We start from the raw sequence: 26,870 nt of genomic DNA, 5'->3' as shown, positions 1-26,870 counted from the left end.
CAATATTAACCCACTATGTACAAGGTTTATTTCCGGCGGATTCAGGAAAATCTGTGCAGATAAATGCCCGGCTGGCATTGCATTTTTCAGGCGAAGTATCCATGATCGAAATGTGACAATTGTCATATAACGAAAGGTATTACGCACACTATGGAATGGATAGCAGATCCATCAATATGGGCCGGGCTGGTCACCCTTGTGGTGCTGGAACTTGTGCTCGGTATCGACAACCTGGTCTTTATTGCTATTCTCGCCGAAAAATTGCCCCCAGCTCAGCGCGACCGCGCCCGCATTACCGGCCTGTTAATGGCGATGGTGATGCGCCTGCTGCTGTTGGCCTCTATCTCCTGGCTGGTGACGCTCACCCGCCCGCTGTTTACCGTCCACGGTTTTGGCTTCAGCGCCCGCGACCTGATCATGCTGTTTGGTGGCTTCTTCCTGATTTTCAAAGCCACCGTGGAACTCAACGAAAGGCTGGAAGGCAAGGATAGCGAGAACCCCACCCAGAGGCGCGGCGCCAAATTCTGGGCCGTGGTGGCACAAATCGTGGTGCTGGACGCCGTCTTCTCACTGGATTCGGTCATTACCGCCGTGGGGATGGTCGATCACTTGGGTGTGATGATGGCCGCGGTGATTATCGCCATTGCGCTGATGGTCATGGCCAGTAAGGCACTCACGCGCTTTGTTAATGACCACCCGACGATTGTCATTTTATGCCTGAGCTTCCTGCTGATGATCGGCTTCAGCCTGGTGGCAGACGGGTTTGGCTTCCATATTCCAAAAGGGTATCTCTACGCCGCGATTGGCTTCTCGGTCATTATTGAGGCCCTGAACCAGCTGGCGATTTTTAACCGCCGCCGTTTCCTCTCCGCCAACCAAACGCTGCGCCAGCGCACCGCCGACACGGTTATTCGCCTGTTGAGCGGTAAAAAAGAGGATGCCGAACTGGATGCGCAGGCCGCCTCGCTGCTTGCTGACCATGACGACAGTCCGATCTTTGCCCCGCAGGAGCGACGGATGATTGAGCGTGTGCTGCATCTTAACCAGCGTTCCGTCAGCAGCATCATGACCTCGCGCCACGATATTGAACATATCGACCTGAACACACCGGAGAGCACCATCCGTGCGCTGCTGGATAAAAACCAGCACACCCGCATCGTGGTCACCGGCGGCGAGCAGGAGGAGGAGTTGCTGGGCGTGGTGCACGTTATCGACCTGCTCAATCAACAGCTACGCGGCGAGCCGCTCAACCTGCGGGTGCTGATCCGCCAGCCGCTGGTGTTCCCGGAAGTGCTACCGCTGTTGCAGGCGCTGGAACAGTTCCGCAATGCGCGGACCCATTTTGCCTTTGTGGTAGATGAGTTTGGTTCTGTGGAGGGGATCGTGACGCTCAGTGACGTGATGGAGACCATCGCCGGTAATCTGCCGAACGAGGTGGAAGAGATCGACGCCCGACACGACATTCAGAAGAATGCCGACGGCAGCTGGACCGCCAACGGTCATATGCCGCTGGAAGATCTAGTGCAATATGTTCCGCTACCGCTGGACGATAAGCGCGAATATCACACCATTGCCGGGCTGTTGATGGAGTACCTGCAACGGATCCCGCAGCCGGGCGAAGAGGTACAGGTCGGGGATTATGCGCTGAAAACCCTGGAGGTAGAAAACCACCGGGTGCAGAAGGTGCAGTTGATTCCACTGATGTCGCAGGATGATGTGGATTACGAGGTGTGATGGAACTTCGCCCCTCACCCTAACCCTCTCCCCCAAGGGGAGAGGGGACAGTCTGGTGCGGTCTTATAAACCGAACTCTATCTTCATTTCTTTCTCTCCACTGGGGGGAAGGAACAGTCCGGGACGGTCTTATAGACTGAACTCTATTTTCATTTCTTCCTCTTCCTTGGGGAAGAAGGAACGGTCTGGGGGGGCTTATAGACTGAGCGCTCTCTCCTCATGGGGGAGAGGGAACAGCCTGGGGCGGTCTTATAGACTGAACGCGATCGGCTTTTCTCCCTTTCCCCTGGGGGGAAAGGAACAGTCTGATGCGGTCTTATAGACTGAATGCGATCGGCTTTTCTCCCTCTCCCCTATGGGGAGAGGGCGGGGTGAGGGGAAATACTACTGAAGCTTTTCCAGTAACTTCTTCACATCTTTACCGTTCTGCGAATCTTTATTCTTATCCGCCCAACCGCTCAGACGACGTTTCGCTTCATCCTGAAGATGTTTACGCAGCAGCTGATCCACCTGCAGGCTGTAGTTCAGCGCCTGCCAGTTACCATAAACGTTAAGCGGGATCGGCGTTGTTTTCAGGAAATCGATCAGTCGGCTTTCACCGAGCCAGCCCTCCAGCACGCGGATTTTGAAGCGGGTATCAGCCGTTTCTTTGATCAGATCCAACGTGCCATTCCCTTCAAGCATCAGCATCGGTGATGCGCCCTGCATATCATCCAGCGTCACCTGGCCCTCGTCGAGGCTCAGGTCGGTGACAAAGCTGTCCAGACGGGTCGCGTTATCAACGTTCTCTTTCACCTTCACGTTGCTGCTGCGCTCTACCGCCTGCTGTACCAGTTGCTGGAAGTTAAGCCCTTCCATGCGGGTGTTACGCATTTCCAGATGGGCCTGTCCCCGCCAGTACTGACGGAAGGCGTCGGCATCAATCTTGCTGCCCGAGAAATCACCTGCCATGGTCAGGCTGCCGGTCAGCGAAATCGGGTAGTTAAAGGCCTTCAGAATGGTGCCGATCTCAATGTTGTCCAGACGCGGCTGGAAAGAAGACCGGGCGACAGCTTTACGCACATCGAGCGTGCCGGGTAATGAGAGATGCCCCTCCCCCATCTTACCGCTCAGCTCAGCGATGGTCAGAAGGCCATTTTTGTTGGTCATCTGGCTGGTGACCTGGGTGAAGTCCATACCCCGCCAGTGTACGCTGTTGGCTTTCAGCAGAATATCGGCGCTAAAGCCGCGCAGGCCGTTGTAATCGGGCTGCTCCAGACTGGAGGCGATCACTGGCCGCTGGGGTTTAGCCTGCGCTTGACCCTGCTGCTGCACCACCTCGCCCCTGGCGGCTGGTGCGGCCTGTGCAGGAAGCAGGTTTTCCAGATTAAGCTTGTCGAACTGCAGGTTCATGTTCCACTGCGGTTCGTTGCCAAGGATCACGCTCGCCTGGCCGGTCAGCGTGCTGTCATTGGCCTGTAAATTAAGTTGGTTGAGTTCGAGCTGTTTCTGCTCTTCACGCCACTGCGCCTGCAGGGTGCCCTGCCCGCTAATGCCCTGAGAAGGCAGATCGACGCCGGTCAGTTGCCAGCTTAGCTGCTGGATGTCGGCGCTCAACAGGTGCGGATAGTCAGAGGCATTCACCTGTGCGGCGAGGGAGAGGGTCAGATCGCGCTGATTGCGGTTAACGCGGCCGCTAAAGTCGATCTTACCTTTATGATGTTCATCCTGCTCCATCTGCAGGTTGATATTGCGTACCGTGACCTGCTCATCACCCTCGTGCTGGAACACCAGCAGGCTGTCAGCCACCTTCAGGCGACCAATATCGAATGACCAGCCGGTATCTTCCGCTTTGTCCGGGAGGGTGTTTTCACGCGGGGCGACCGGCGCATCGGCGTTACGCACCGCTTCTGACTGCGGGGTCAGCTGGATGACTGCCCCTTTGAGCATCACCTGATTAACCTGCAGCTGATGTGAAAACAGCGGCATCAGCGCCACGTCAAGGCGCATATTGTCGGCGGCAACCAGCGGCACAGAAGCCCCCGGTGCGGTAAGCGACATGCGCCCGGACAGGATGCTGAGCTGCGGCCAGACGTGCCAGCGCAGTGGCCCCTCCAGCTTCAGCGTGTAACCGCTACGGGCCTCGACCTGACGCACCATGTAGGTGCGAAAGTCATTGGGATTGACCAGCAGAACCAACGCTGACAGGCCCGCAACCAGCACCACCAGCAAAATCATCAGCGTTGTAAGAACTCTTCTCATGGCTTCCTCAATGGACCGGATTTAAGCTCAATCTTTATCAATACGGCTCGCGACCGCACCCTGCTGGTCGCGATATTTTGCGTCCTGACGGGCGTTATACGGACGTGCCGCCGGGCCGGTTAACGGCTCAAAACTCAACGCGCCGATCATCATACCCGGGCGCAGCGCCAGCGGCAGTTTACCCGCGTTGAAAAACTCCAGAACGATTCGCCCGGACCAGCCTGGATCGATACGGTGCGCGGTCACGTGCACCATCAGCCCCAGACGCGCCAGAGAGGAGCGCCCGTCGAGCCAGCCCACCAGATCCGCAGGCAGCGTAATCGACTCAAACGTGACCGCCAGCGCCAGTTCACCCGGGTGCAGGTAAAACGCTTCGCCGTCGGCCAGCACGATCTCATCGCTCATCACCCGATCGAGCGCCGCGCTGACTTCATCTTTCGGCCCGCTCAGGTCGATAAATGGCGCGGTATGACCGCTAAAGGTACGAAACTTATTACCCAGACGCACATCGACAGTAACGCCGTTAATCCGCTCAACGGGCGGGCGCGGGGTGATGGTCAGACGGCCTTCGTCCAGCCAGGCTTCAATATCTCGGTCACAAAGACGCATGCCACTTTCTCCTTTCGTGCATCGCACCCTCAGGCCAATAAAGCCGGAGGGTGAACCCGATTATCTTTGAACGGTACACAATTCGTGTGTGTTATTCAAAAAACTGGCTAATTTTCGCTTTCAGAATATCAATGGCAATGCGGTTTTTACCCCCGCGCGGCACGATGATATCGGCATACTGTTTGGAAGGCTCAATGAACTGCAGGAACATTGGGCGTACCGTTTTCTGGTACTGCGCCATCACCGAATCCATGGAGCGGCCACGTTCGTTCACGTCGCGTTTGATGCGGCGCATCAGGCAGATATCCAGCGGAGTATCGACAAAAATCGAGAAGTTCATCGATTCACGCAGACGGGCGTCGGTCAGCAACAGGATCCCTTCGAGGATGATGACCTTCTTCGGAGCAATGCGAACGGTTTCCTGCAGACGGGTGTGTTCAACATAGCTATATACCGGCAGCTCAATGGCGGTGCCGTTCTTCAGGGCCTGGAGGTGTTGGAATAACAGGCTGTGATCCATCGCGCTCGGATGGTCGTAATTGGTCTTAACACGTTCTTCCATCGACAGATGGCTTTGATCTTTGTAGTAACTGTCTTCTGGAATGACACCGATGTGCTCATCACCGACCTGTTCACGTAATTCACGGTAAAGCGTACTGGCAATGAGACTTTTACCTGAAGCCGATGCGCCGGCGATGCCTATAATGACGCACTGATGAGACTTATCAGTCATAAATTTTTGCGACCTGAGTAACCTGGATGTAAGGAAGGACGACGCCTGAGCGTCAAACGCGGCAATTATAGGGATTTAACGGGCCTGATACCAGTCGAATAGAAATGTTATGCGAGACGCGTTCAAAGACCATACTGATCGCCCTGACATAAATTTAACTGCTTACTTTTCCAGCGCTAAAGATGAATTTTTTGCAGGATAAGTATTTAATAACACTGTGATGTCAATTTATGAGCGCATACCATATTAATTGTAAATTGTTTGTACTAGCATGGTTCAAATTAGAAATGAACTCGTCCGGGGTTGGCTCCTGGCGGCATGGCGTCTTCGGATAAAGCGGTAATGAAAAAAAAATACCAGCGCGTTTTGGTAACTACGCCACATCCTCTACTACGGCTTGTCAGTCTTGGTCTGGTTACCTTCATTTTCACCCTTTTCTCGCTTGAATTAACGCGTTTCGGAACATTTCTGGCACCTTTATGGTTCCCGACCTCCATTATGATGGTGGCGTTTTACCGCCACGCCGGGAAGATGTGGCCTGGGATCGCCCTCGCCTGCACCCTCGGTAACATCTTATCCTCCTGGCTGATTTTCTCCTGGGCGTCAATCAACTTCTGGTACGCTGGCATCAACGTCCTTGAGGCCTTTGTCGGGGCCTTGCTGCTGCGAAAACTGCTGCCCAGCTACAATCCGTTGCAGGATCTGGGGGACTGGATCCGTCTGGCCATTGGCAGCGCGGTGATCCCTCCCCTGCTGGGCGGCGTGATGATTTATCTGCTGGTGCCGAGCGACGAGCCGCTGCGCAGTTTTCTGGTCTGGGTGCTGTCGGAGTCCATCGGCTCGCTGGCGCTGGTGCCTTTAGGCCTGCTGTTCAAACCGCACTATCTCTTGCGTCACCGTAATCCCCGCCTGTTGTTTGAAACGCTGCTGACCATGGCAGTCACGCTGCTGCTGAGTTGGATTTCCCTGCATTTCCTGCCGTGGCCGTTTACGGCCATTATCGTTCTGCTGATGTGGAGCGCCGTGCGTCTGCCGCGCCTGGAAGCCTTCCTGGTCTTCCTCGTCACAGTGATGATGGTGTCGTTGATGATTGCCAAAAACCCCACTCCGCTGGTCACGCAGAACGCCAGCGTGATGGTCAATGCCCCCTGGCTGCCATTCCTGATGATGCTGCTGCCCGCCAACATCATGACCATGGTGATGTACGCGTTTCGCGCAGAGCGTAAGCACATTACCGAAAGCGAAGAGCGTTTCCGTAATGCAATGGAGTATTCCGTTATCGGCATGGCGCTGGTCAGCACCGACGGACAGTGGCTGCAGGCCAACAAGGCGCTGTGTCAGTTCCTCGGCTACACCCAGGCAGAGCTGCGTTCCCTTAACTTCCAGCAATTAACCTGGCCGGAAGATCTGGAAAGCGATCTGGCGCAGCTGGACCAGCTGTTAAAAGGCGAAATCAACAGCTACTCGCTGGAAAAACGCTACTACACCCGTAATGGCGAGGTGGTGTGGGCGCTGCTGGCGGTGTCGCTGGTGCGTCATGCTGACGGTACGCCGCTCTACTATATCGCCCAGATCGAAGACATTAACGATCTCAAGCATACCGAATGGGTTAATAAGCGCCTGATGGAGCGTATTACCCTGGCTAACGAAGCAGGGGGCATCGGTATCTGGGAGTGGGACGTCAAACCTAACGTCATCAGCTGGGACAAACGCATGTTCGAGCTGTATGAAGTGCCTGCCCACGTTAAACCTACCTGGCAGCTGTGGCACGAATGCATGTTGCCGGAAGATCGCGTCCTGGCCGAACAGGTGGTGCGCGATTCGCTGGCAGCCCGCATCCCGTTCAAACTGGAGTTTCGTATCCGGGTGAAAGACGGCATTCGCCATATCCGCGCCCTGGCGAACCGGGTGCTGAATAAACAGGGTGAAGTGGAACGTCTGCTCGGCATTAATATGGACATGACCGAGGTCAAGGAGCTAAATGAGGCGCTGTTCCAGGAAAAAGAGCGTCTGCATATTACCCTCGACTCCATCGGTGAAGCGGTGCTCTGTACCGACGTAAACATGAACGTCACCTTTATGAACCCGGTAGCGGAGAAGATGAGCGGCTGGCTGCAGCAGGATGCGCTGTCGCAACCGATCCTCTCGGTGCTGCATATCACCTTCGGGGATAATGGCCCGCTGATGGAAAACATTCACAGCGGCGATATGTCCCGCAGCGACATCGAACAGGATGTGGTGCTGCACAGCCGCAACGGTGGCAGCTACGATATCCACTACAGCATTACGCCGCTGAGCACCCTTGACGGGCAAAACATTGGCTCGGTGCTGGTCATTCAGGACGTCACCGAATCGCGCAAAATGTTGCGCGAGCTGAGCTACAACGCCTCTCACGATGCCTTAACCCACCTCGCGAACCGCGTCAGCTTTGAGGCCTGTCTCAAGCGGATGCTGCTCACCGTGCAGGATACCCGTCAGCGTCACGCCCTGGTATTTATCGATCTGGACCGCTTTAAGGCAGTCAACGACACCGCAGGCCACGCGGCGGGGGATGCGCTGCTGCGGGAACTGTCGTCGCTGATGCTCAGCATGCTGCGCTCCACCGACATGCTGGCGCGCCTCGGCGGGGATGAGTTCGGCCTGCTGCTGCCAGACTGCAACACCGAAAGCGCGCGCTACATTGCCGGTCGCATCATTGACGCAATCAACGATTATCACTTTATGTGGGAAGGTCGCCTGCACCGGATTGGCGCCAGCGCCGGGATCACCCAGATTGACGAGCGCAACAACCAGGCCTCAGAGGTCATGTCCCAGGCTGATATCGCCTGCTACTCCTCCAAAAACAACGGTCGTGGCGTGGTGACGGTGTATGAACCGCAACAGGAACGGACGCTCGAAGCAGGTACCATCTCTCTCGACGAGCAGTGGCACATGATCAAAGACAATCATCTGTTGATGATCGCCCGTAGCGTCGCCTCGCCGCGGATACCGGAAAGCAGCACCTTCTGGATGCTGGCCCTGCGTCTGTGGACCAACGACGGCGAGATGCTGGAGGAGCAGGCCTTCCGGGCGGGGCTGGCAGAGCCTGAGCTGATTCACGCCCTCGACAGACGCATCCTGCAGGAATTTTTCCGCAATTTCGCCACGCCATTGACCAGCAAAGGCACCGGGGTCGCCCTGCCGCTGTCAACCGCCGGTCTTGCCAGCGCCACGCTGGTGGATGAACTGCTGGAGATGCTGCGGGCCAGTCCACTGCAGCCGCGACTGCTGCATCTGGTGGTGAACGTTAGCGTGCTGGCGCTGGAGGATGAGCACACCCGCAACAACCTGGACAAACTGCGTCAGGCCGGATGCCGCATTATCCTGAGCCATGTGGGCCGCGATATGGAGGTGTTCAACCACCTGAGCGCGCAGATGGCCGATTATCTGCTCCTCGATCCCGATCTGGTGGTTAACGTCCACGCCAACCTGATGGATGAGATGCTGGTGACCATCATCCAGGGTCATGCCCGCCGCCTGGGCATCAAGACCATTGCCGGACCGAGCAACCAGCCGATCATGATGGATACGCTCTCCGGCATTGGCATCGACTATATCTTCGGCAACACCATCGGTGAGCCGCAGCCGCTGGAACTCCTGCTAAATACCAGTTATTTCGCCATCAACTGACGGCGTCCAGCCGTCGGTGTACCAGATGTGCAGCAGGGCGTACGAGCGCCACGGCTGCCAGCGTTCAGCATAGCGACGGATTTGCGCCGGGGTCATCCCGGCAAAACGCTGTTTAATCAGATAATCATCCGCCAGAAAGACATCTTTTGCCTGCCAGCCGCGCAGGGCAAAGTAGTTCGCCGTCCAGCGACCAATACCCGGCCGGGTCTGCAACGCTTTTATCGCGCTGTCGATATCAACCGGTGTCTCCGACGGGAAATCCCCCGCCACCACCGACTGCGCCAGATGAATCAGGGATTCCGCGCGTTTCAGCGGCATGCCCAGCGCTTTCAGCGCCAGCGGATCGGCACCCGCCACCGCGGCAGGCTCCGGGAAACAGCGGTAGCCCGGTGCTTCAGGCAGCGGTTCGCCGCAGAGCGCCACCAGCTTGCCCGTCAGCTTTGCCGCCATCGCCACGCTGACCAGTTGCCCGAGAATGGCGCGCACGCCCTGCTCCCAGGTATCAACCGATCCCGGCAGACGCAGGCCCGGCCGCGCGGCCCCAAGGGTGCCGAGCGCTGTGGCTATTTGCCGTGGATCGCAGTGCAGATCGAACAGGCGGGTGATGCGCGCCAGGCAGAGATCGGCAATCGGCAACAGCCCGTCGCTGAGCACCACCTGCAGCGTGCCCGCCTGCGGCTGCGGCGTGACGTGAATCAGCCCCCGATAGCCCTGGCAGGCAAAGCTGCGGGTGTAGTCGGTGGGGGTCACGATTTCAATCCCGGCCACCGCACGGTCGCCAAGAAATTTCAACATCCATTGCCAGTCGTAGGGCGGCTGCCAGGTCAGAGTAAACATCGTTGCTCCTTTTTTTGTCCTGTCACAGCATAAACGGAGTTGAGGGGTTGCGCCTTGCTTTCATATTCCAGTTGTCGCCAGCCTGACATTTCGCTAAAGTCTCGCCCCTTCTCAATGGCATGGGGACGCTGACGTGTTTATCGGATTTGACTATGGCACCGCCAACTGCTCAGTAGCAGTAATGCAAAACGGGCAGCCGCAGCTGCTGAAAATGGAAAATAACAGCACGCTCCTGCCGTCGATGCTCTGCGCACCGACGCGCGAAGCGGTGAGCGAGTGGCTGTACCGCCATCATCAGGTTCCGGCCACCGGCGCGGAAACCCAGGCACTGCTGCGCCGCGCGGTCAATTTTAACCGCGACGAAGATATCGACGTTACCCCGGGCAGCGTGCAGTTTGGCCTGTCGTCGCTGGGTCACTACATTGAGGATCCCGAAGAGGTCTACTTCGTAAAGTCACCGAAATCTTTCCTCGGTGCCAGCGGTCTGAAACCGCAGCAGGTGGCGCTGTTTGAAGATCTGGTCTGCGCCATGATGCTGCATATTCGCCAGCAGGCGCAGTCCCAGCTGACGGAGGAGATCACCCAGGCGGTGATTGGCCGTCCGATCAACTTCCAGGGGCTGGGGGGCGATGAAGCGAACCAGCAGGCACAGGGGATCCTTGAGCGCGCCGCACAGCGCGCCGGATTCCGTGACGTGGTGTTCCAGTACGAGCCGGTTGCCGCCGGGCTGGATTTTGAAGCGACCCTGAACAGTGAAAAACGGGTGCTGGTCGTGGATATCGGTGGGGGGACCACTGACTGCTCGCTGCTGTTAATGGGACCACAATGGCATGAGCGTCGCGATCGCGAAACCAGCCTGCTGGGGCACAGCGGCTGCCGTATCGGCGGTAACGACCTGGACATCGCCCTGGCCTTCAGAAGCCTGATGCCCCTGCTGGGCATGGGTGGACAAACCGCGAAGGGCACCGCCCTGCCAATACTGCCGTGGTGGAACGCCGTGGCGATCAACGATGTACCGGCGCAAAGCGATTTCTACAGCGTCGCCAACGGGCGTTTTCTTAACGATCTGGTGCGCGATGCCCAGGACGGCGAGAAAGTGGCGCTGCTGCATAAAGTGTGGCGTCAGCGCCTGAGCTATCGGATGGTGCGTAGCGCGGAAGAGAGCAAAATTGCCCTCTCCGGGGCCGCAGAGCACGCCGTAACGCTGCCGTTTATCAGCGAGGAGCTGGCGACCGCTATCAGCCAGCAGGGGCTGGAAGCGGCATTGTCGCAGCCCTTACAGCGTATCCTTGAGCAGGTGCAACTGGCGCTGGATAACGGCAACGAAAAGCCGGACGTGATCTACCTGACCGGCGGTAGCGCCCGCTCACCGCTGATCAAAAAAGCGCTGGCGCAGCAGCTGCCGGGCATCCCTATTGCTGGCGGCGATGACTTTGGCTCGGTGACGGCAGGTTTAGCCCGCTGGGCGCAGGTCGTTTTCAGCTAGTCTTGACAGGCCGGGCGGCGCTTCGCTTGCCCGGCCTGCAACTTTATCAGGCGCGCCGTTGCTATCCGGCATCCAGACCGGTGCCATTCAGACAATTCCAGACAGTCTTCCATATTTCCTCCATTTTTCTGCTTCATTGCCTCACTAAACTAGTATTATTTTCTGCACAGTTTCAGGATGAGTACGTATAACGATGAAAGGCCGCAATAAATCCCGCTGGGTAATCGCCGCTGGCATCATTGTGGTGGCCCTTGCCGCCGCATGGTACTGGCATCAACAGTCTTCGGCCCCTGCCGGTGCGTCCAGCCAGGCGCAGCGCCCGACAGGCGGTGGACGCCATGGTATGCGCGGCGGGGCGCTGGCCCCGGTGCAGGCCGCGACCGCAGAAAGTAAATCCGTGCCGCGCTACCTCTCCGGGCTGGGCACCATTACCGCAGCCAACACCGTTACCGTGCGCAGCCGCGTCGACGGGCAGCTGATCGCCCTGCACTTCCAGGAAGGACAGCAGGTGAAAGCTGGCGATCTGCTGGCTGAAATCGACCCCAGCCAGTTCAAGGTGGCGCTGGCCCAGGCGCAGGGACAGCTGGCGAAAGACACCGCCACCCTCGCCAATGCCCGCCGCGATTTGGCCCGCTATCAGCAACTGGTGAAAACCAATCTCGTCTCCCGTCAGGAGCTGGATGCCCAACAGGCACTGGTGAGTGAAAGCCTGGGCACCATTAAAGCGGATCAGGCCGCCGTTGCCAGCGCCCAGCTGCAGCTCGACTGGAGCCGCATCACTGCCCCCATCGACGGGCGCGTGGGGTTAAAGCAGGTGGATATCGGCAATCAGATCTCCAGTGGGGATACCACCGGGATCGTGGTGCTCACCCAGACCCACCCTATCGACCTGGTATTCACCCTGCCGGAGAGCGATATCGCCACTGTGATCCAGGCGCAGAAAGCCGGTAAGGCCTTAACCGTGGAGGCCTGGGATCGGGCCAACAAGCAGAAGCTGAGCGACGGCGCCCTGCTGAGCCTCGACAACCAGATCGACACCACCACCGGCACCATCAAGCTGAAAGCGCGCTTCAACAATCAGGACGATGCCCTGTTCCCGAACCAGTTTGTCAATGCCCGGATGCTGGTCGCCACCGAAGAGAATGCCGTGGTGATCCCGACGGCTGCGCTGCAGATGGGCAACGAAGGCAACTTTGTCTGGGTGCTGAACAGCGACAACAACGTCAGCAAACATCGGGTTAAAGCGGGCATTCAGGACAGCCAGAGCGTGGTGATTGCCGCCGGACTGTCGGCAGGCGATCGCGTGGTAACTGATGGCATCGACCGTCTGACCGAAGGGGCAAAAGTGGAAGTGGTGGAAGCCCACAGCGACACCGCTACCCAGCCGGCGAAACGTGAACATAAATCACAGGGAGCGACCTCCTGATGCAGGTGATGCCCCCGAGTTCTACAGGCGGGCCGTCACGTCTGTTTATCCTGCGCCCTGTCGCCACGACGCTGCTGATGGTGGCGATCCTGCTGGCAGGGATTATCGGCTACCGCTTCCTGCCCGTATCCGCCCTGCCGGAAGTGGATTACCCCACCATTCAGGTTGTAACGCTCTACCCTGGCGCCAGCCCGGATGTGGTGACCTCGGCCATTACCGCTCCGCTGGAGCGCCAGTTTGGCCAGATGTCGGGCCTGAAGCAGATGTCCTCCCAAAGCGCGGGCGGCGCGTCGGTGGTGACGCTGCAGTTCCAGCTCAGCCTGTCGCTGGATGTTGCCGAGCAGGAGGTGCAGGCCGCGATCAACGCCGCCACCAACCTGCTGCCCTCCGACCTGCCTAACCCGCCGGTCTACAGCAAAGTGAACCCGGCGGATCCGCCGATCATGACCCTTGCCGTCACCTCCTCCGCCATGCCGATGACCCAGGTCGAAGACATGGTGGAAACCCGCGTGGCGCAGAAGATTTCCCAGGTTTCCGGCGTCGGGCTGGTTACGCTGTCCGGCGGCCAGCGTCCGGCGGTGCGCGTCAAACTGAATGCCCAGGCGATCGCCTCCCTCGGGCTGACCAGCGAAACCATCCGCACCGCCATCAGCAACGCCAACGTTAACTCAGCGAAAGGCTCACTCGATGGCCCAAACCGGGCGGTAACGCTGTCCGCTAACGATCAGATGCAGTCTGCCGACGAATACCGTCAGCTGATTGTGGCGTACCAGAACGGAGCGGCGATCCGCTTAGGGGATGTCTCCACCGTCGAGCAAGGGGCAGAAAACAGCTGGCTCGGGGCGTGGGCCAACAAGCAGCAGGCGATCGTGATGAACGTGCAGCGCCAGCCGGGGGCGAATATCATTGATACCGCCGACAGCATTCGTGCCATGCTGCCAACGCTTATCGACAGCCTGCCGAAATCGGTCAGCGTCAAGGTGCTGTCGGATCGCACCACCAACATTCGCGCCTCGGTCAGCGATACCCAGTTTGAGTTGATGCTGGCGATTGCGCTGGTGGTGATGATCATCTACCTGTTCCTGCGCAACGTTCCGGCGACCATCATTCCCGCTGTGGCGGTGCCGCTCTCGCTGGTGGGCACCTTCGCGGTGATGGTGTTCCTCGACTTCTCGATCAACAACCTGACGCTGATGGCCCTGACCATCGCCACCGGCTTTGTGGTGGATGACGCCATCGTGGTGATCGAAAACATCTCCCGCTATATCGAAAAAGGGGAAAAGCCGCTGGCGGCGGCGTTGAAAGGCGCGGGCGAGATCGGCTTCACCATTATCTCCCTCACCTTCTCGCTGATTGCGGTGCTGATCCCGCTGCTGTTTATGGGGGATATCGTCGGGCGTCTGTTCCGTGAGTTTGCCGTCACCCTGGCGGTGGCCATTTTGATCTCGGCGGTGGTGTCCTTGACCCTGACGCCAATGATGTGCGCGCGCATGCTGAGTCATGAATCCCTGCGCAAGCAGAACCGTTTTTCCCGCGCCTCGGAACGTATGTTCGAGCGGATTATTGCCGCCTACGGCCGTATGCTGACAAAAGTGCTGAACCACCCCTGGGCCACCCTTGGCGTGGCGCTGGGCACCCTGGCCCTGAGCGTGCTGCTGTGGGTAATGATCCCGAAAGGCTTCTTCCCGATCCAGGATAACGGCATTATCCAGGGTACTCTACAGGCGCCGCAGTCGGTGTCCTTTGCCAGCATGGCGCAGCGCCAGCAGGCGGTCTCGGACGTTATCATGAAGGATCCGGCGGTGGAGAGCCTGACGTCGTTTGTCGGCGTCGATGGCACCAACCCGTCGCTGAACAGCGCCCGCCTGCAGATCAACCTCAAGCCGCTGGACGATCGCGACGATCGGGTTAACAAGGTCATCGAACGACTCCAGCATGCGGTGGCCAAAGTCCCGGGTGTGGCGTTGTATCTGCAGCCTACGCAGGATCTGACCATCGACACCACGGTGAGCCGCACCCAGTATCAGTTCACCTTGCAGGCCACCAGCCTGGATGCCCTCAGTACCTGGGTACCGCAGCTGGTGGATGAACTTAAGCAGCTGCCGCAGCTCTCGGATGTCAGCAGCGACTGGCAGGACAAAGGGCTGGCGGCGTACATCAACGTCGATCGCGACAGCGCCAGCCGTCTGGGGATCTCCATGGCGGATGTGGACAACGCGCTGTACAACGCCTTCGGCCAGCGCCTGATCTCCACCATCTACACCCAGGCCAACCAGTACCGGGTGGTGCTGGAGCACGATACGCGGCAGACGCCAGGCCTGGCGGCCCTTGATTCCGTGCGCCTGACCAGCAGCGGCGGCGGCATTGTGCCCCTGAGCGCCATTGCCAAAGTTGAGGAGCGCTATACGCCGCTGGCGGTAAACCATCTGGATCAGTTCCCGTCCACCACCATTTCGTTCAACGTCCCGGATGATTACTCGCTGGGCGAAGCGGTGCAGGCGATTACCGATGCAGAGAAAAACCTTAGCTTCCCGACGGACATCCAGACCAAATTCCAGGGCAGTACGCTCGCCTTCCAGGCGGCACTGGGTAGCACTGTCTGGCTGATTGTTGCCGCGGTGGTGGCGATGTACATCGTGCTGGGGGTGCTGTACGAGAGCTTTATCCACCCGATCACCATTCTCTCTACCCTGCCGACCGCAGGCGTGGGTGCCCTGCTGGCATTGATGCTGGCGGGCAGCGAGCTGGACGTGATTGCGATTATCGGCATCATCCTGCTGATCGGTATCGTCAAGAAGAACGCCATCATGATGATCGACTTTGCCCTCGCCGCCGAGCGCGAGCAGGGTATGCCGCCCCGGGAGGCCATCTACCAGGCCTGCCTGCTGCGTTTCCGCCCGATCCTGATGACCACCCTCGCCGCGCTGCTCGGTGCCCTGCCGCTGATGCTCAGTACCGGGGTCGGGGCCGAGCTGCGCCGTCCGTTAGGCATTGCCATGGTCGGCGGTCTGCTGGTGAGCCAGGTGTTGACCCTCTTTACCACCCCGGTGATCTACCTGCTGTTTGACCGCCTGGCGCTGTGGAGCAAAAGCCGCTTCCCGAAACGTGAAGAAGAGGAGGCGTAAGTGAAGTTTTTCGCCCTCTTCATTTACCGCCCGGTGGCGACGATTTTAATCTCCCTCGCCATCACCCTGTGCGGCGTGCTGGGCTTCCGGCTGCTGCCGGTGGCTCCGCTGCCGCAGGTGGATTTCCCGGTGATCATGGTCAGCGCGTCGCTGCCGGGTGCCTCGCCGGAAACCATGGCCTCGTCGGTAGCCACGCCGCTGGAGCGTTCGCTCGGGCGCATTGCCGGGGTGAACGAGATGACGTCGAGCAGCTCCCTCGGCAGCACGCGCATCATTCTGGAGTTTAACTTTAATCGCGACATCAACGGCGCGGCGCGCGACGTGCAGGCGGCGATCAACGCTGCGCAAAGCCTGCTCCCGAGCGGGATGCCGAGTCGGCCAACCTACCGCAAAGCCAACCCGTCCGATGCGCCCATTATGATCCTGACGCTCACCTCGGACACCTACTCCCAGGGGCAGCTGTACGACTTCGCCTCCACCCAGCTGGCGCAGACCATCGCCCAGATCGACGGCGTGGGGGATGTGGATGTCGGCGGTAGCTCCCTGCCCGCGGTGCGCGTGGGGTTGAACCCGCAGGCGCTGTTTAACCAGGGCGTCTCGCTGGATGACGTGCGCAGCGCCATCAGCAATGCCAACGTGCGTAAACCGCAGGGTTCGGTGGAGGATGACAGCCACCGCTGGCAGATCCAGACCAACGATGAGCTGAAAACCGCGGCGGAATATCAGCCGCTGATCATCCATTACAACAACGGCGCAGCCGTGCGCTTAAGCGATGTGGCGAGCGTCACGGACTCGGTGCAGGACGTGCGCAACGCCGGGATGACCAATGCCAAACCCGCGATTTTGCTGATGATCCGCAAGCTGCCGGAAGCCAACATTATCGAGACGGTCAACAGCATCCGCGCCCGCCTGCCGGAGTTGCAGGAGACCATTCCGGCGGCCATCGATCTGCAGATTGCCCAGGATCGCTCCCCGACCATTCGCGCCTCGCTGGAAGAGGTGGAACAGTCGCTGATCATCTCGGTGGCGCTGGTGATCCTGGTGGTGTTCCTGTTCCTGCGCTCGGGCCGCGCAACGCTAATCCCGGCCGTCGCCGTGCCGGTATCGTTGATTGGGACCTTCGCCGCCATGTACCTGTGCGGTTTTAGCCTCAACAACCTGTCGCTGATGGCGCTGACTATCGCCACCGGCTTTGTAGTAGATGACGCCATCGTGGTGCTGGAGAACATCTCCCGCCACCTCGAAGCGGGAATGAAACCTCTCCAGGCGGCATTGCAGGGCAGCCGGGAGGTAGGCTTTACGGTGCTCTCCATGAGCCTGTCGCTGGTGGCGGTGTTCCTGCCGCTGCTGCTGATGGACGGGCTGCCAGGGCGTCTGTTGCGGGAGTTTGCGGTCACGCTGTCGGTGGCGATCGGTATTTCTCTGCTGGTGTCGTTAACCCTTACCCCGATGATGTGCGGCTGGATGCTCAAGCGCAGCCCGCCCCAGTCGCAGCCGCGCAAAAAAGGCTTTGGCCGGATGCTGATGGCGTTACAGACGAGCTACGGTAAATCGCTGAAATGGGTGCTGAACCACACCCGGATCGTCGGGCTGGTGTTAATTGGCACCATCGCACTTAACGTCTGGATGTACATCACCATCCCCAAAACCTTTTTCCCGGAGCAGGACACCGGGGTATTGATGGGGGGGATACAGGCCGATCAGAGCATCTCCTTCCAGGCCATGCGCGGTAAGTTGCAGGATTTCATGAAGATCATCCGCGAAGACAAGGCCGTGGATAACGTCACCGGCTTTACCGGCGGCTCGCGGGTCAACAGCGGAATGATGTTTATCACTCTCAAGTCGCGCGACCAGCGTAACGAAACCGCCCAGCAGGTGATCGACCGCCTCAGGGTGAAGTTAGCCAAAGAGCCGGGGGCGAACATGTTCCTGGTGGCGGTGCAGGATATCCGCGTCGGTGGCCGTCAGTCGAACGCCAGCTACCAGTACACCCTGCTGTCGGACGATCTTGCCGCACTCAGAGAGTGGGAGCCTAAAATCCGTAAAGCGCTGGCGGCACTGCCGGAGCTGGCAGACGTTAACTCCAACCAACAGGATAACGGCGCGGAGATGGCGCTGACCTACGATCGCGAAACCATGTCACGGCTGGGCATTGATGTGAGCGCCGCCAACAGTCTGCTGAATAACGCCTTCGGCCAGCGCCAGATCTCGACCATCTATCAGCCGATGAACCAGTACAAAGTGGTCATGGAGGTCGATCCGCGCTATACCCAGGACATCAGTGCGCTGGATAAAATGTTCGTGATTAATAACGACGGCAAGGCGATCCCGCTGTCGTACTTTGCCCACTGGCAACCCGCTAACGCGCCGCTGTCGGTGAATCATCAGGGGCTGTCGGCGGCATCGACCGTATCGTTTAACCTGCCGACTGGCAAATCCCTCTCTGAAGCCAGCGAGGCCATCAACCGTGCCATGACCCAGCTTGGCGTGCCGTCAACGGTGCGCGGCAGCTTTGCCGGTACGGCTCAGGTCTTCCAGGAGACGATGAACTCGCAGGTGATATTGATTCTGGCGGCGATTGCCACGGTCTATATCGTGCTCGGGGTTCTGTACGAGAGCTACGTCCATCCGCTGACCATTCTCTCCACCCTGCCCTCGGCGGGCGTAGGGGCGTTGCTGGCGCTGGAGCTGTTTGGCGCGCCGTTCAGCCTGATTGCGTTGATTGGCATTATGCTGTTAATCGGGATCGTGAAGAAGAACGCCATTATGATGGTCGACTTTGCGCTGGAGGCACAGCGCAACGGCAATATGACCCCGCAGGAGGCGATCTTCCAGGCCTGCCTGCTGCGTTTTCGGCCGATCATGATGACCACCCTGGCGGCGCTGTTTGGCGCGCTGCCGCTGGTGATCTCCAGCGGTGATGGCGCAGAGCTGCGTCAGCCTCTGGGCATTACCATTGTCGGTGGGCTGGTGATGAGCCAGCTGCTGACGCTCTACACCACTCCGGTGGTCTATCTGTTCTTTGACCGCTTACGGGTGCGTTTTTCACGTAAACAGAAAGAGACGGTAACCGGCTGATGACTGATCTCCCCGCTAACGTTCGCTGGCAGTTATGGATCGTCGCCTTCGGCTTTTTTATGCAGGCCCTGGATACGACCATTGTTAATACTGCCCTCCCCTCGATGGCGCAAAGCCTGGGGGAGAGTCCGCTGCATATGCATATGGTGATCGTCGCCTATGTGCTGACGGTGGCTGTCATGCTGCCCGCCAGCGGCTGGCTGGCGGATAAAGTGGGGGTGCGTAATATCTTTTGTACCGCCATCGTGCTGTTTACCGCCGGGTCGCTCTTCTGTGCCCGGGCAGAGACGCTGAACGAACTGGTGCTATCCCGGGTGTTGCAGGGCGTCGGCGGGGCAATGATGGTGCCGGTCGGCAGGCTGACGGTGATGAAGATTGTCCCGCGCGCGCAGTACATGGCGGCGATGACCTTCGTCACCCTGCCCGGCCAGGTCGGGCCGCTACTTGGCCCGGCGCTCGGCGGAATGCTGGTGGAGTACGCCTCCTGGCACTGGATCTTCCTGATTAACCTGCCGGTGGGCATTATCGGGGCGATTGCCACCCTCTGGCTGATGCCGAACTACAAAATGCAGACCCGGCGCTTCGATCTGGTGGGCTTTTTCCTGCTGGCGGCGGGAATGGCGACCCTGACCCTGGCGCTGGACGGGCAAAAAGGGCTGGGGATCTCCACGTTATCGCTGGTCGGGCTGGTCGCCATCGGGGTGGTTTCTATTCTGTGGTATCTGTGGCACGCCAGAGGCAACGACCGCGCCCTGTTCAGCCTGACGCTGTTTCAAAATACCACCTACCGTCTGGGGCTGCTCGGCAGCTTTGCCGGGCGCATCGGCAGCGGGATGCTGCCGTTTATGACCCCGGTCTTTTTGCAGATTGGCCTCGGCTTTTCGCCGTTCCACGCCGGTCTGATGATGATCCCGATGGTGCTCGGCAGCATGGGGATGAAGCGCATTGTGGTCCAGGTGGTGAACTATTTTGGCTATCGTCGGGTGCTGGTGGCCTCCACGCTGGGGCTGGCGCTGGTGAGCCTGCTGTTTATGGCCGTGGCGCTGCTGGGCTGGTACTACGTTCTGCCGCTGGTACTGTTCTGCCAGGGGATGATCAATTCCATCCGCTTCTCCTCCATGAATACCCTGACGCTGAAAGATCTGCCCGATGAGCAGGCGAGCAGCGGCAACAGCCTGCTGTCGATGATTATGCAACTGTCAATGAGCGTCGGCGTGACCATCGCCGGGTTGCTGTTGGGCATGTACGGCCAGCATCACCTGACGGCTGACAGCCCGGTGGTCCATCAGGTCTTCCTCTACACCTACCTGAGCATGGCGGTGATTATCGCCCTGCCGGCCATTATTTTCGCCCGGGTCCCGGATGATACCAGTAAGAATGTCGTCATCAGGCGGCGCAAAAGGAGTGAACCATGAAGTTCTGGCGGCCCGGCATTACCGGTAAGCTGTTTCTGGCCATCTTTGCCACCTGTATCGTACTGCTGATCACCATGCACTGGGCAGTGCGGGTGAGCTTTGAGCGTGGCTTTATCGACTACATCAAACACGGTAACGAACAGCGGTTACAGGGCTTAAGCGATGCGCTGGCCGAGCAATACGCCCTGCACGGCAACTGGCGTTTTTTACGCAATAATGACCGGTTTATTTTCCAGATCCTGCGCTCGCTGGAGCACGACACTGACGACGATCGTCCCGGCCCCGGCATGCCGCCCCACGGCTGGCGCACCCAGTTCTGGGTGATCGACCAGGATATGCGGGTGCTGGTGGGGCCGCGTGCTCCGGTGCCGCCGGACGGCACGAAGCGGGCCATTACCGTCAACGGCGCTGCCGTCGGCTGGGTGATCGCCTCCCCGGTCGAGCGGCTGACGCGTAATACCGACATCAACTTCGACCGCCAACAGCGGCAGACCAGTTGGCTGATTGTCGCCCTCTCCACCCTGCTGGCGGCGCTGGCGACCTTCCCGCTGGCGCGTGGCCTGCTGGCCCCGGTTAAACGGCTGGTGGAAGGGACGCATCAACTGGCGGCAGGCGATTTTACCACCCGCGTGGATACCCGCAGCCAGGACGAACTGGGCAAGCTGGCGCAGGACTTTAACCAGCTCGCCAGCACGCTTGAAAAGAACCAGCAGATGCGGCGGGATTTTATGGCCGATATCTCCCACGAACTGCGCACCCCGCTGGCGGTGCTGCGCGGCGAGCTGGAGGCTATCCAGGACGGAGTACGCAAGTTCACCCCGGAGTCCGTCACCTCCCTGCAGGCGGAAGTGGGGACGCTGACCAAGCTGGTGGAGGATCTCCATCAGCTGTCGATGTCCGACGAAGGGGCGCTGGCCTATCAGAAAGCGCCTGTCGATGTGATTAACATTCTGGAAATGGCCAGCGGCGTTTTCCGCGAACGCTTTGCCAGTCGTGACCTTCGCATTGAGCTGTCGCTGCCGGACAACGCGGTGGTGTTTGGCGATCGCGACCGGCTGATGCAGCTTTTCAACAACCTGCTGGAAAACAGCCTGCGCTATACCGACGCGGGGGGCGCGCTGCGTATTTCCGGTAAATGCGAAGATCACCGCTTTGCGCTGACCTTTGCCGACACCGCACCCGGCGTCTCTGACGATCAGCTTCACCGACTGTTTGAGCGTTTTTATCGTACCGAAGGCTCCCGCAACCGCGCCAGCGGCGGATCGGGACTGGGGCTGGCGATCTGCGTTAACATCGTCGAGGCCCACGGGGGCACCCTCCGCGCCGCCCATTCGCCTTTTGGCGGGGTTAGCATTACAGTAGAGCTACCGCTGGAACGCGATTTATCGAGAGAAGTATGACTGAGTTACCCATTGACGAAAATACCCCCCGCATCCTGATCGTGGAGGATGAGCCTAAGCTTGGGCAGTTATTAATCGACTATCTGCGGGCGGCAAGTTATGCCCCGTCGCTTATCAGCCACGGCGACCAGGTTCTGCCGTATGTGCGCCAGACCCCGCCGGACCTGATCCTGCTCGATCTCATGCTGCCCGGCACCGATGGTCTGACCCTGTGTCGCGAAATCCGCCGCTTCTCCGAAGTGCCGATTGTCATGGTGACCGCCAAAATCGAAGAGATTGACCGACTGTTGGGACTGGAGATCGGCGCCGATGATTACATCTGCAAACCCTACAGCCCGCGCGAAGTGGTGGCCCGGGTAAAAACCATTCTGCGCCGCTGCAAACCGCAGCGTGATCTACAGGCGCTGGATGCCGAAAGTCCGTTAATCATCGATGAAGGCCGTTTTCAGGCAAGCTGGCGCAACAAGCTGTTGGATCTGACCCCCGCCGAGTTTCGCCTGCTGAAAACCCTGTCGCACGAGCCGGGCAAGGTTTTCTCTCGCGAGCAACTGCTGAACCATCTGTATGATGACTACCGGGTGGTGACCGATCGTACTATCGACAGCCACATCAAAAACTTGCGGCGCAAGCTGGAATCCCTTGATGCAGAGCAGTCGTTTATTCGCGCAGTTTACGGTGTGGGATATCGCTGGGAAGCGGATGCGTGCCGGATCGGCGCGTGACAGGAAATAAAATGACCCGCTACGGCGGGTGATACGCTCAGGCCGCCTCGGCCAGCCCGTGGGCGGTAATGCTGTAACCCTGCTTTTGCCAGTGCTCAAGCTGCAGACGCTGTTGTGGCGATAACACCGGGCCTGCCCAGACAAGGATGTGCTGGCCGGGGAAGAACTCGGGATGAGGTAACTCCAGCGGTTCAGCAAACACGTTAATGCGCCAGCCACGCTGCGAAAGACGCCACGCCTCCAGCCACAGACGGGTACGGTCCTCCACGCTCCAGCCAATCAATAATGCATCCCGGCCCGCTTTGCTGCGTGACTCGCTCAGGCTGGTGACTGCCTGCTCGATCAGAATGCCGTCCAGCAGGCTGCACATGATACTTGCGGTATTTTGATCAAGGCTGAGGTTTTCCCGGACGGGAATAAAAACGTGGTCAATCAGGACCTCGACAGCGTGGTGCTGGCAGAATGCGACAATCTGCGCGCGGGACTTACCCGGGCTGACCTGACGCAACATGCCCATCATCTCTTCCTGCAAGGTACGCCAGTCTCCTGGCTCAGGGACTTTGTCCTGATCGAGCAGGGCTTTGACCTTACCGACCGGCACGCCACGCTCAATCCAGCGTTTGATCTCCTCGATACGCAGGATGTCGTCATCGTCAAATTGTCGATGCCCGCCTTCACTACGCTGCGGTTTTAGCAACCCGTACCGACGCTGCCATGCACGTAGCGTAACGGGATTTATGCCGCAGCGTTCTGCTACATCGCCAATACTGTAAAAGGCCATCGATTCTCCCTGTCTGACCAATAGATTCGTTAACCAAAGTAACGAATCTCACCGGGGTGTACAACTTGTTATATTGTACAACAGAATTGTATCACTGCCCGGTGTGGATCAGTTTCAGAAAGTTTCTTTTAGCTCAGGCCACGCCACAGGCGGGATACCGGCCAGTTCAGGGTGGGCAAACAGGTGTCCCTGGAAGTGAGAAATACCTGCCGATTCGAGCCACATCCACTCTTCCGGTTGCTCGACACCGACCGCAGAGATCAGAATTTCCAAAGCTGTACAACATTTGATGATTGCCAGCACGATGGCCTGACGTGGACCGCTCTTGTGTACGTCGCGGATCAGGTCACGGTTAATCTTAATCCGGTCTGGCTGGAACTGTGCCAACAGCAACAGACCGGCAAAACCGCCACCAAAGTGGTCGATGGTCACGCCGATCCCCGCAGCCTTTAACTCACGCACCGCACCGGTGAATTCGTCGAGACGGGAGATGACTTCGTTCTCCGTAAATTCCACCACGATCTGCTCGGGCACCAGCCCGTTGGCCTCTATCTCCTGAATCAGATAGCTGACCGCATCAGGCACGTTGACCAGCGTCATCGGAAGCAGGTTAACAGAGAGGCTCTGCTCTCCCAGCCCCAGCGCGCTGGCCATCGCAAAGGCGACGCTTTTGCTTTTGAGATCGGCTTCGTAGAGTTCATCTCCCACTAACCCCTCAAACCAGTGCCGGGATACCCCGCCATCCGGGGTACGGATAAGGGCCTCCAGTGAGACGATTTCCCGTGCCAGCGGATCGATAATCGGCTGAAAAGCAAAGTTGCACACCTCGCTGTAGCGCCGCGACAGCGCACGAACGCTGGGGGCGCCGGTATCAGCAATAAAGTCCCAGTGATCCCCTGAAGGCAGCTCAAAATAGTTCTCTTTTTCACTCTCTTCGACGAAAGTTCTGAAGAACTGCAACGACCTGTCGTTGTAGGTCAACTGGTACTTGGTCGTGCCTTTATCCAGCACGTTTTGCAGCACCTCTTCGCGATCGTATCGTCGTAAATCAAAGAGTTCCATACCGCACTTCCCGAAACGCCGCGCGGGGGAATAGTCACATAGCAGTTCCACCACGTTGTGATGACGCGGGTCTTCGCAGATAGCGCGGTAAATCGCTCTTACGTTTTCCTCGGGTCCTTCAAGCAACTGGAAAAAGAGCTTTCCGTTAAACAGAAGAATGCCGCTGACCCCGGCTTCGCTGTTTTTTTTGTTTGCTGCAACAACCATGTCTTCCAGCACAGTAACCGGTACGTGATCACGAAAGTGACTACGGTAAATGATGGTAGTGAGCATAAGTTTCCAATAGCGGAGGTGAATGAAAGTTCACAGTATCAGAAGGTTGGCGTTACGTCTTGTTAACCCACACGGGGGTTTTCTCGCCCTTTCTGTATTCCGACAATAACGGTTAAAAACGCCAGGAATGTACAATATTTTCTTCCTTTTTCACCGAATTTTTTATAATTAAATCTTTGATATATATAGTTTAGCACGTAATGATCAAAATATATTTGTTAACTTGTACAATTAGTATGTACAGTATTCACCAGTTAACAAGATATTAACCATTTTAGCTCTGCGGATTTCAGGAGTGACATATGCGCGAGAACGGGTTTGCACCGAATACAGCCAATGCCATTACCCAGTACTTTAATAAAGCTAACCAGCCTTCTCAGCAGGAGACGCTGGGACAAATCGTTGTGGAGCTACTGAGGGAAGGAAAAATCCTCAACCGGAAAGCCATCTGCACCCGACTGCTTTACCGGATGGAACAGGCAACCGATCAGGAAGAGGAGAGCCGTTACCAAACGCTGATTGGCCTGCTTTTTGAACGTTAAGATATGTAAGCCCACAGCCGCTAATTGAATTGTTTTCAAGTCGGTTTTTTCTCCAGGACAGTTTTTTTATACTGTCACGACAGACTGACTTAAGGCCGCAATTCCTCTAACAGGTAAGTGTGGCAACAGAGACGTAGTTATGAACAGAAGTGACCATGAACGATTAACTGATGAACTTATTGGCGAAGCCACTCTTTCTTTGCTTAAGGATAACGGCCCCATCAGCATGAAACTCTTGCTACAGAGGCTGCAACAGATGTTATCGGCAGAGCGAGACGGCCAGCGTCGGAACGTGCTTTCCCAAATCATCCTGGAAATTTCCAACGATGGTAAAGGTGGTGCCCAACGCAAGCCAATGAATGAACAGCAGGATTGGGACACGGATGGTCGAAACAACAGCAATGTTTATCCTCTGTTTGGCAATAGCCAGCACGCCAACAGCAAAAAACACTGACTGTATTATTAATTTATTAACTTAACCGGTGTGACACTATGAGCCAGGCTATGCTCCAGAATCCAGACTTGTACGAAGAACTGCCTAATGCTGCGTTATCCAACTATTTCCGCAGCGCGGGCGGTTTGTTAGCCGAAGAGTGGGCGCTGCTTGAATCTGTGATGGGCGCTATTCATGCTGCGAAGGAACCGGTGACCAATAAAGCGATTATTTTACGACTGATTAAGCAGATTGAGTCCACTCACGACGTCGTCAAAGCCGATATCATCCGTAAAACGCTGGAAATTATTGTCGATCACACCCAGGACGACCTCTGAGCGCCCCGCTGAATTAAACGCCGACTGTACTGTCCTGCCGTCGGCGTTTTTTTATCCAAACCCGCAGCACTGCTACTCTACATCGCTCTACAACATACGCCGCAAAATTTCCCCCTGGCCTTGAAGGGTATATCGAATCACTGCCGCCACGTGCATGAACAAAATCACGCCGAGTGTAATGCAACTCACCCTATGAATTTTGAAGAAGAAATCGTTAATCACGTCAACGTTAACGGGCCGGGAAACGTGCAGTAAACCAAAGAACTGATAATCCTTATGCAGCATTAAAAAACCGCTTACCAGCACCAGCATGATGGTCAGGTAAAAGATTTCATGCAGAAAGACCACCAGCTGTTTTTTACGTCCAGCCACGCTATCCGGGTAGGGCACTGACGGGCGAAAGAAGCGCCAGATAAAGCGCACCAGCATAATGGGGGTCGCCATTGTCCCGAGCGACATGTTTAGCACCGAGAAAAAATGGAACCAGCGCGTCCCTTCCAGCGCGTGAAGTATATACCCCATGCACATGGCATAAATAATCACTGCCGCCACCACCCAGTGCAGCAGACGGGAAAAGGGATCGTAACGATTCGCTACCCTACGTGAAGCATACATAAAACATTGTCCTCAAAATTCAACCCAAAGAAGGCCACCTCCTGTGGGTAATTAGCTGTGATCATAATTTTTGTGCGCAGCCTGCGCGGTTATCATCCCTGGGGCCAGAACGGCTTTTCCTGGCGATATCATAGGTATCCTGGCCTGAGCGATATATGAGAAAGGAGGCGATGTGCCTAAGAATCATTCGCCAGAATGATGAGAAAATTCTGAAGCCAGAACCTTAACGGCTGTCGGGATAACGGTTTACCTCCCTGCCCCGCAGCGTTACAATGCCCGCCCTTAATGTATGGGATCTCCTCCCGGCGCCCACCTGGTGTGCGCATCTGACCTGTCATCAGAACGAGAACA

General features: G+C 57.7%; 19 protein-coding genes. 12 read left to right on the top strand and 7 right to left on the bottom strand.

Features of this window, described 5'->3' with window-relative positions; all coding sequences use genetic code 11:
• Positions 1-150 precede the first annotated feature (150 nt).
• Entirely contained in the window at positions 151-1,734 is a 1,584-nt protein-coding gene (locus ABIE02_RS07320; protein ID WP_032612415.1) for a TerC family protein, read from the top strand.
• A gap of 384 nt (positions 1,735-2,118) precedes the next feature.
• Here the strand turns inward: ABIE02_RS07320 and asmA are convergent, their stop codons facing one another.
• The 3 genes from asmA to udk form a co-directional block, all read right to left on the bottom strand.
• A complete protein-coding gene (gene asmA, locus ABIE02_RS07315) occupies positions 2,119-3,975 on the bottom strand; it encodes an outer membrane assembly protein AsmA (RefSeq protein WP_032612450.1) in 1,857 nt (618 codons plus the stop codon).
• Between the two features lie 27 nt (positions 3,976-4,002).
• Positions 4,003-4,584, bottom strand: a complete 582-nt coding sequence (gene dcd, locus ABIE02_RS07310; RefSeq protein ID WP_032612452.1) for a dCTP deaminase — start codon at positions 4,582-4,584, stop codon at positions 4,003-4,005.
• Between the two features lie 91 nt (positions 4,585-4,675).
• Positions 4,676-5,317 carry a uridine kinase gene (udk, locus tag ABIE02_RS07305; protein WP_032612454.1) on the bottom strand — a complete coding sequence of 214 codons (642 nt, stop codon included), beginning with the start codon at positions 5,315-5,317 and terminating at the stop codon, positions 4,676-4,678.
• Between the two features lie 342 nt (positions 5,318-5,659).
• Between udk and ABIE02_RS07300 the strand changes: the two genes are divergently transcribed.
• A complete protein-coding gene (locus tag ABIE02_RS07300) occupies positions 5,660-8,986 on the top strand; it encodes a diguanylate cyclase (RefSeq protein WP_059349858.1) in 3,327 nt (1,108 codons plus the stop codon).
• Here ABIE02_RS07300 and alkA read toward each other — a convergent pair.
• Positions 8,957-9,823 (bottom strand): DNA-3-methyladenine glycosylase 2, encoded by an 867-nt coding sequence (alkA, locus tag ABIE02_RS07295; RefSeq protein WP_163603226.1) that lies wholly within the window; start codon positions 9,821-9,823, stop codon positions 8,957-8,959. The two genes, ABIE02_RS07300 and alkA, sit on opposite strands and share 30 nt — an antisense overlap.
• A 133-nt stretch (positions 9,824-9,956) precedes the next feature.
• Here alkA and yegD point away from each other — a divergent pair, with 133 nt between their 5' ends.
• The 7 genes from yegD (at position 9,957) to baeR (ending at position 22,475) form a co-directional block, all read left to right on the top strand.
• Positions 9,957-11,309 (top strand): molecular chaperone, encoded by a 1,353-nt coding sequence (yegD, locus tag ABIE02_RS07290; RefSeq protein ID WP_059307555.1) that lies wholly within the window; start codon positions 9,957-9,959, stop codon positions 11,307-11,309.
• Positions 11,310-11,502: 193 nt separating this feature from the next.
• Positions 11,503-12,735 (top strand): MdtA/MuxA family multidrug efflux RND transporter periplasmic adaptor subunit, encoded by a 1,233-nt coding sequence (locus ABIE02_RS07285; protein WP_279867272.1) that lies wholly within the window; start codon positions 11,503-11,505, stop codon positions 12,733-12,735.
• Positions 12,735-15,860, top strand: a complete 3,126-nt coding sequence (locus ABIE02_RS07280; RefSeq protein ID WP_336994489.1) for an MdtB/MuxB family multidrug efflux RND transporter permease subunit — start codon at positions 12,735-12,737, stop codon at positions 15,858-15,860. The genes ABIE02_RS07285 and ABIE02_RS07280 overlap by 1 nt, the downstream gene beginning before the upstream one ends.
• Positions 15,861-18,938 (top strand): multidrug efflux RND transporter permease subunit MdtC, encoded by a 3,078-nt coding sequence (mdtC, locus tag ABIE02_RS07275; protein WP_336994488.1) that lies wholly within the window; start codon positions 15,861-15,863, stop codon positions 18,936-18,938.
• A complete protein-coding gene (locus tag ABIE02_RS07270; protein ID WP_103792149.1) occupies positions 18,938-20,353 on the top strand; it encodes an MFS transporter in 1,416 nt (471 codons plus the stop codon). Before mdtC ends, ABIE02_RS07270 begins: the two co-directional genes overlap by 1 nt.
• The gene (gene baeS, locus ABIE02_RS07265) at positions 20,350-21,753 is read left to right on the top strand and encodes a two-component system sensor histidine kinase BaeS (protein ID WP_032612472.1); all 1,404 of its coding nucleotides are present in this window, start codon (positions 20,350-20,352) and stop codon (positions 21,751-21,753) included. Before ABIE02_RS07270 ends, baeS begins: the two co-directional genes overlap by 4 nt.
• On the top strand, positions 21,750-22,475 hold the full coding sequence (gene baeR, locus ABIE02_RS07260) for a two-component system response regulator BaeR (protein ID WP_032612474.1): 726 nt from the start codon (positions 21,750-21,752) through the stop codon (positions 22,473-22,475). Before baeS ends, baeR begins: the two co-directional genes overlap by 4 nt.
• 37 nt (positions 22,476-22,512) lie before the next feature.
• Here the strand turns inward: baeR and ABIE02_RS07255 are convergent, their stop codons facing one another.
• Positions 22,513-23,256: a MerR family transcriptional regulator gene (locus ABIE02_RS07255; protein WP_032612475.1), complete on the bottom strand. Its 744-nt coding sequence runs from the start codon at positions 23,254-23,256 to the stop codon at positions 22,513-22,515.
• Positions 23,257-23,370: 114 nt separating this feature from the next.
• On the bottom strand, positions 23,371-24,591 hold the full coding sequence (locus ABIE02_RS07250; RefSeq protein WP_059307549.1) for a diguanylate phosphodiesterase: 1,221 nt from the start codon (positions 24,589-24,591) through the stop codon (positions 23,371-23,373).
• Between the two features lie 302 nt (positions 24,592-24,893).
• On the opposite strand from ABIE02_RS07250, the gene ycgZ reads away from it, so the two are divergent.
• The 3 genes from ycgZ to ABIE02_RS07235 all read left to right on the top strand — a co-directional run bounded on the left by ycgZ (position 24,894) and on the right by ABIE02_RS07235 (position 25,904).
• Complete coding sequence (gene ycgZ, locus ABIE02_RS07245; RefSeq protein WP_032612477.1) at positions 24,894-25,133, top strand: regulatory protein YcgZ; 240 nt, start codon at positions 24,894-24,896, stop codon at positions 25,131-25,133.
• 139 nt (positions 25,134-25,272) lie between these two features.
• Complete coding sequence (locus ABIE02_RS07240) at positions 25,273-25,587, top strand: hypothetical protein (RefSeq protein ID WP_032612478.1); 315 nt, start codon at positions 25,273-25,275, stop codon at positions 25,585-25,587.
• A gap of 50 nt (positions 25,588-25,637) precedes the next feature.
• Positions 25,638-25,904 carry a biofilm development regulator YmgB/AriR family protein gene (locus tag ABIE02_RS07235; RefSeq protein WP_032612594.1) on the top strand — a complete coding sequence of 89 codons (267 nt, stop codon included), beginning with the start codon at positions 25,638-25,640 and terminating at the stop codon, positions 25,902-25,904.
• Between the two features lie 87 nt (positions 25,905-25,991).
• On the opposite strand, the gene ABIE02_RS07230 is transcribed toward ABIE02_RS07235, so the two are convergent.
• Positions 25,992-26,519, bottom strand: a complete 528-nt coding sequence (locus ABIE02_RS07230; protein ID WP_032612480.1) for a cytochrome b — start codon at positions 26,517-26,519, stop codon at positions 25,992-25,994.
• Between the last annotated feature and the right edge of the window lie 351 nt (positions 26,520-26,870).

The organism is Leclercia sp. 1548 (assembly GCF_050435045.1).
Lineage (GTDB): Bacteria > Pseudomonadota > Gammaproteobacteria > Enterobacterales > Enterobacteriaceae > Enterobacter > Enterobacter adecarboxylatus.
Note: the sequence above shows the minus strand (reverse complement) of the source record. Positions and strands in the feature narration are given on the sequence as shown.

Coding starts and splice junctions, on each gene's coding strand:
- baeR (WP_032612474.1), top strand. CDS start 21,750: ATGACTGAGTTACCCATTGACGAAAATACCCCCCGCATCCTGATCGTG.
- ABIE02_RS07280 (WP_336994489.1), top strand. CDS start 12,735: ATGCAGGTGATGCCCCCGAGTTCTACAGGCGGGCCGTCACGTCTGTTT.
- baeS (WP_032612472.1), top strand. CDS start 20,350: ATGAAGTTCTGGCGGCCCGGCATTACCGGTAAGCTGTTTCTGGCCATC.
- ABIE02_RS07240 (WP_032612478.1), top strand. CDS start 25,273: ATGAACAGAAGTGACCATGAACGATTAACTGATGAACTTATTGGCGAA.
- udk (WP_032612454.1), bottom strand. CDS start 5,317: ATGACTGATAAGTCTCATCAGTGCGTCATTATAGGCATCGCCGGCGCA.
- dcd (WP_032612452.1), bottom strand. CDS start 4,584: ATGCGTCTTTGTGACCGAGATATTGAAGCCTGGCTGGACGAAGGCCGT.
- ABIE02_RS07320 (WP_032612415.1), top strand. CDS start 151: ATGGAATGGATAGCAGATCCATCAATATGGGCCGGGCTGGTCACCCTT.
- ycgZ (WP_032612477.1), top strand. CDS start 24,894: ATGCGCGAGAACGGGTTTGCACCGAATACAGCCAATGCCATTACCCAG.
- asmA (WP_032612450.1), bottom strand. CDS start 3,975: ATGAGAAGAGTTCTTACAACGCTGATGATTTTGCTGGTGGTGCTGGTT.
- ABIE02_RS07270 (WP_103792149.1), top strand. CDS start 18,938: ATGACTGATCTCCCCGCTAACGTTCGCTGGCAGTTATGGATCGTCGCC.
- ABIE02_RS07255 (WP_032612475.1), bottom strand. CDS start 23,256: ATGGCCTTTTACAGTATTGGCGATGTAGCAGAACGCTGCGGCATAAAT.
- ABIE02_RS07235 (WP_032612594.1), top strand. CDS start 25,638: ATGCTCCAGAATCCAGACTTGTACGAAGAACTGCCTAATGCTGCGTTA.
- ABIE02_RS07250 (WP_059307549.1), bottom strand. CDS start 24,591: ATGCTCACTACCATCATTTACCGTAGTCACTTTCGTGATCACGTACCG.
- ABIE02_RS07285 (WP_279867272.1), top strand. CDS start 11,503: ATGAAAGGCCGCAATAAATCCCGCTGGGTAATCGCCGCTGGCATCATT.
- ABIE02_RS07300 (WP_059349858.1), top strand. CDS start 5,660: ATGAAAAAAAAATACCAGCGCGTTTTGGTAACTACGCCACATCCTCTA.
- ABIE02_RS07230 (WP_032612480.1), bottom strand. CDS start 26,519: ATGTATGCTTCACGTAGGGTAGCGAATCGTTACGATCCCTTTTCCCGT.
- alkA (WP_163603226.1), bottom strand. CDS start 9,823: ATGTTTACTCTGACCTGGCAGCCGCCCTACGACTGGCAATGGATGTTG.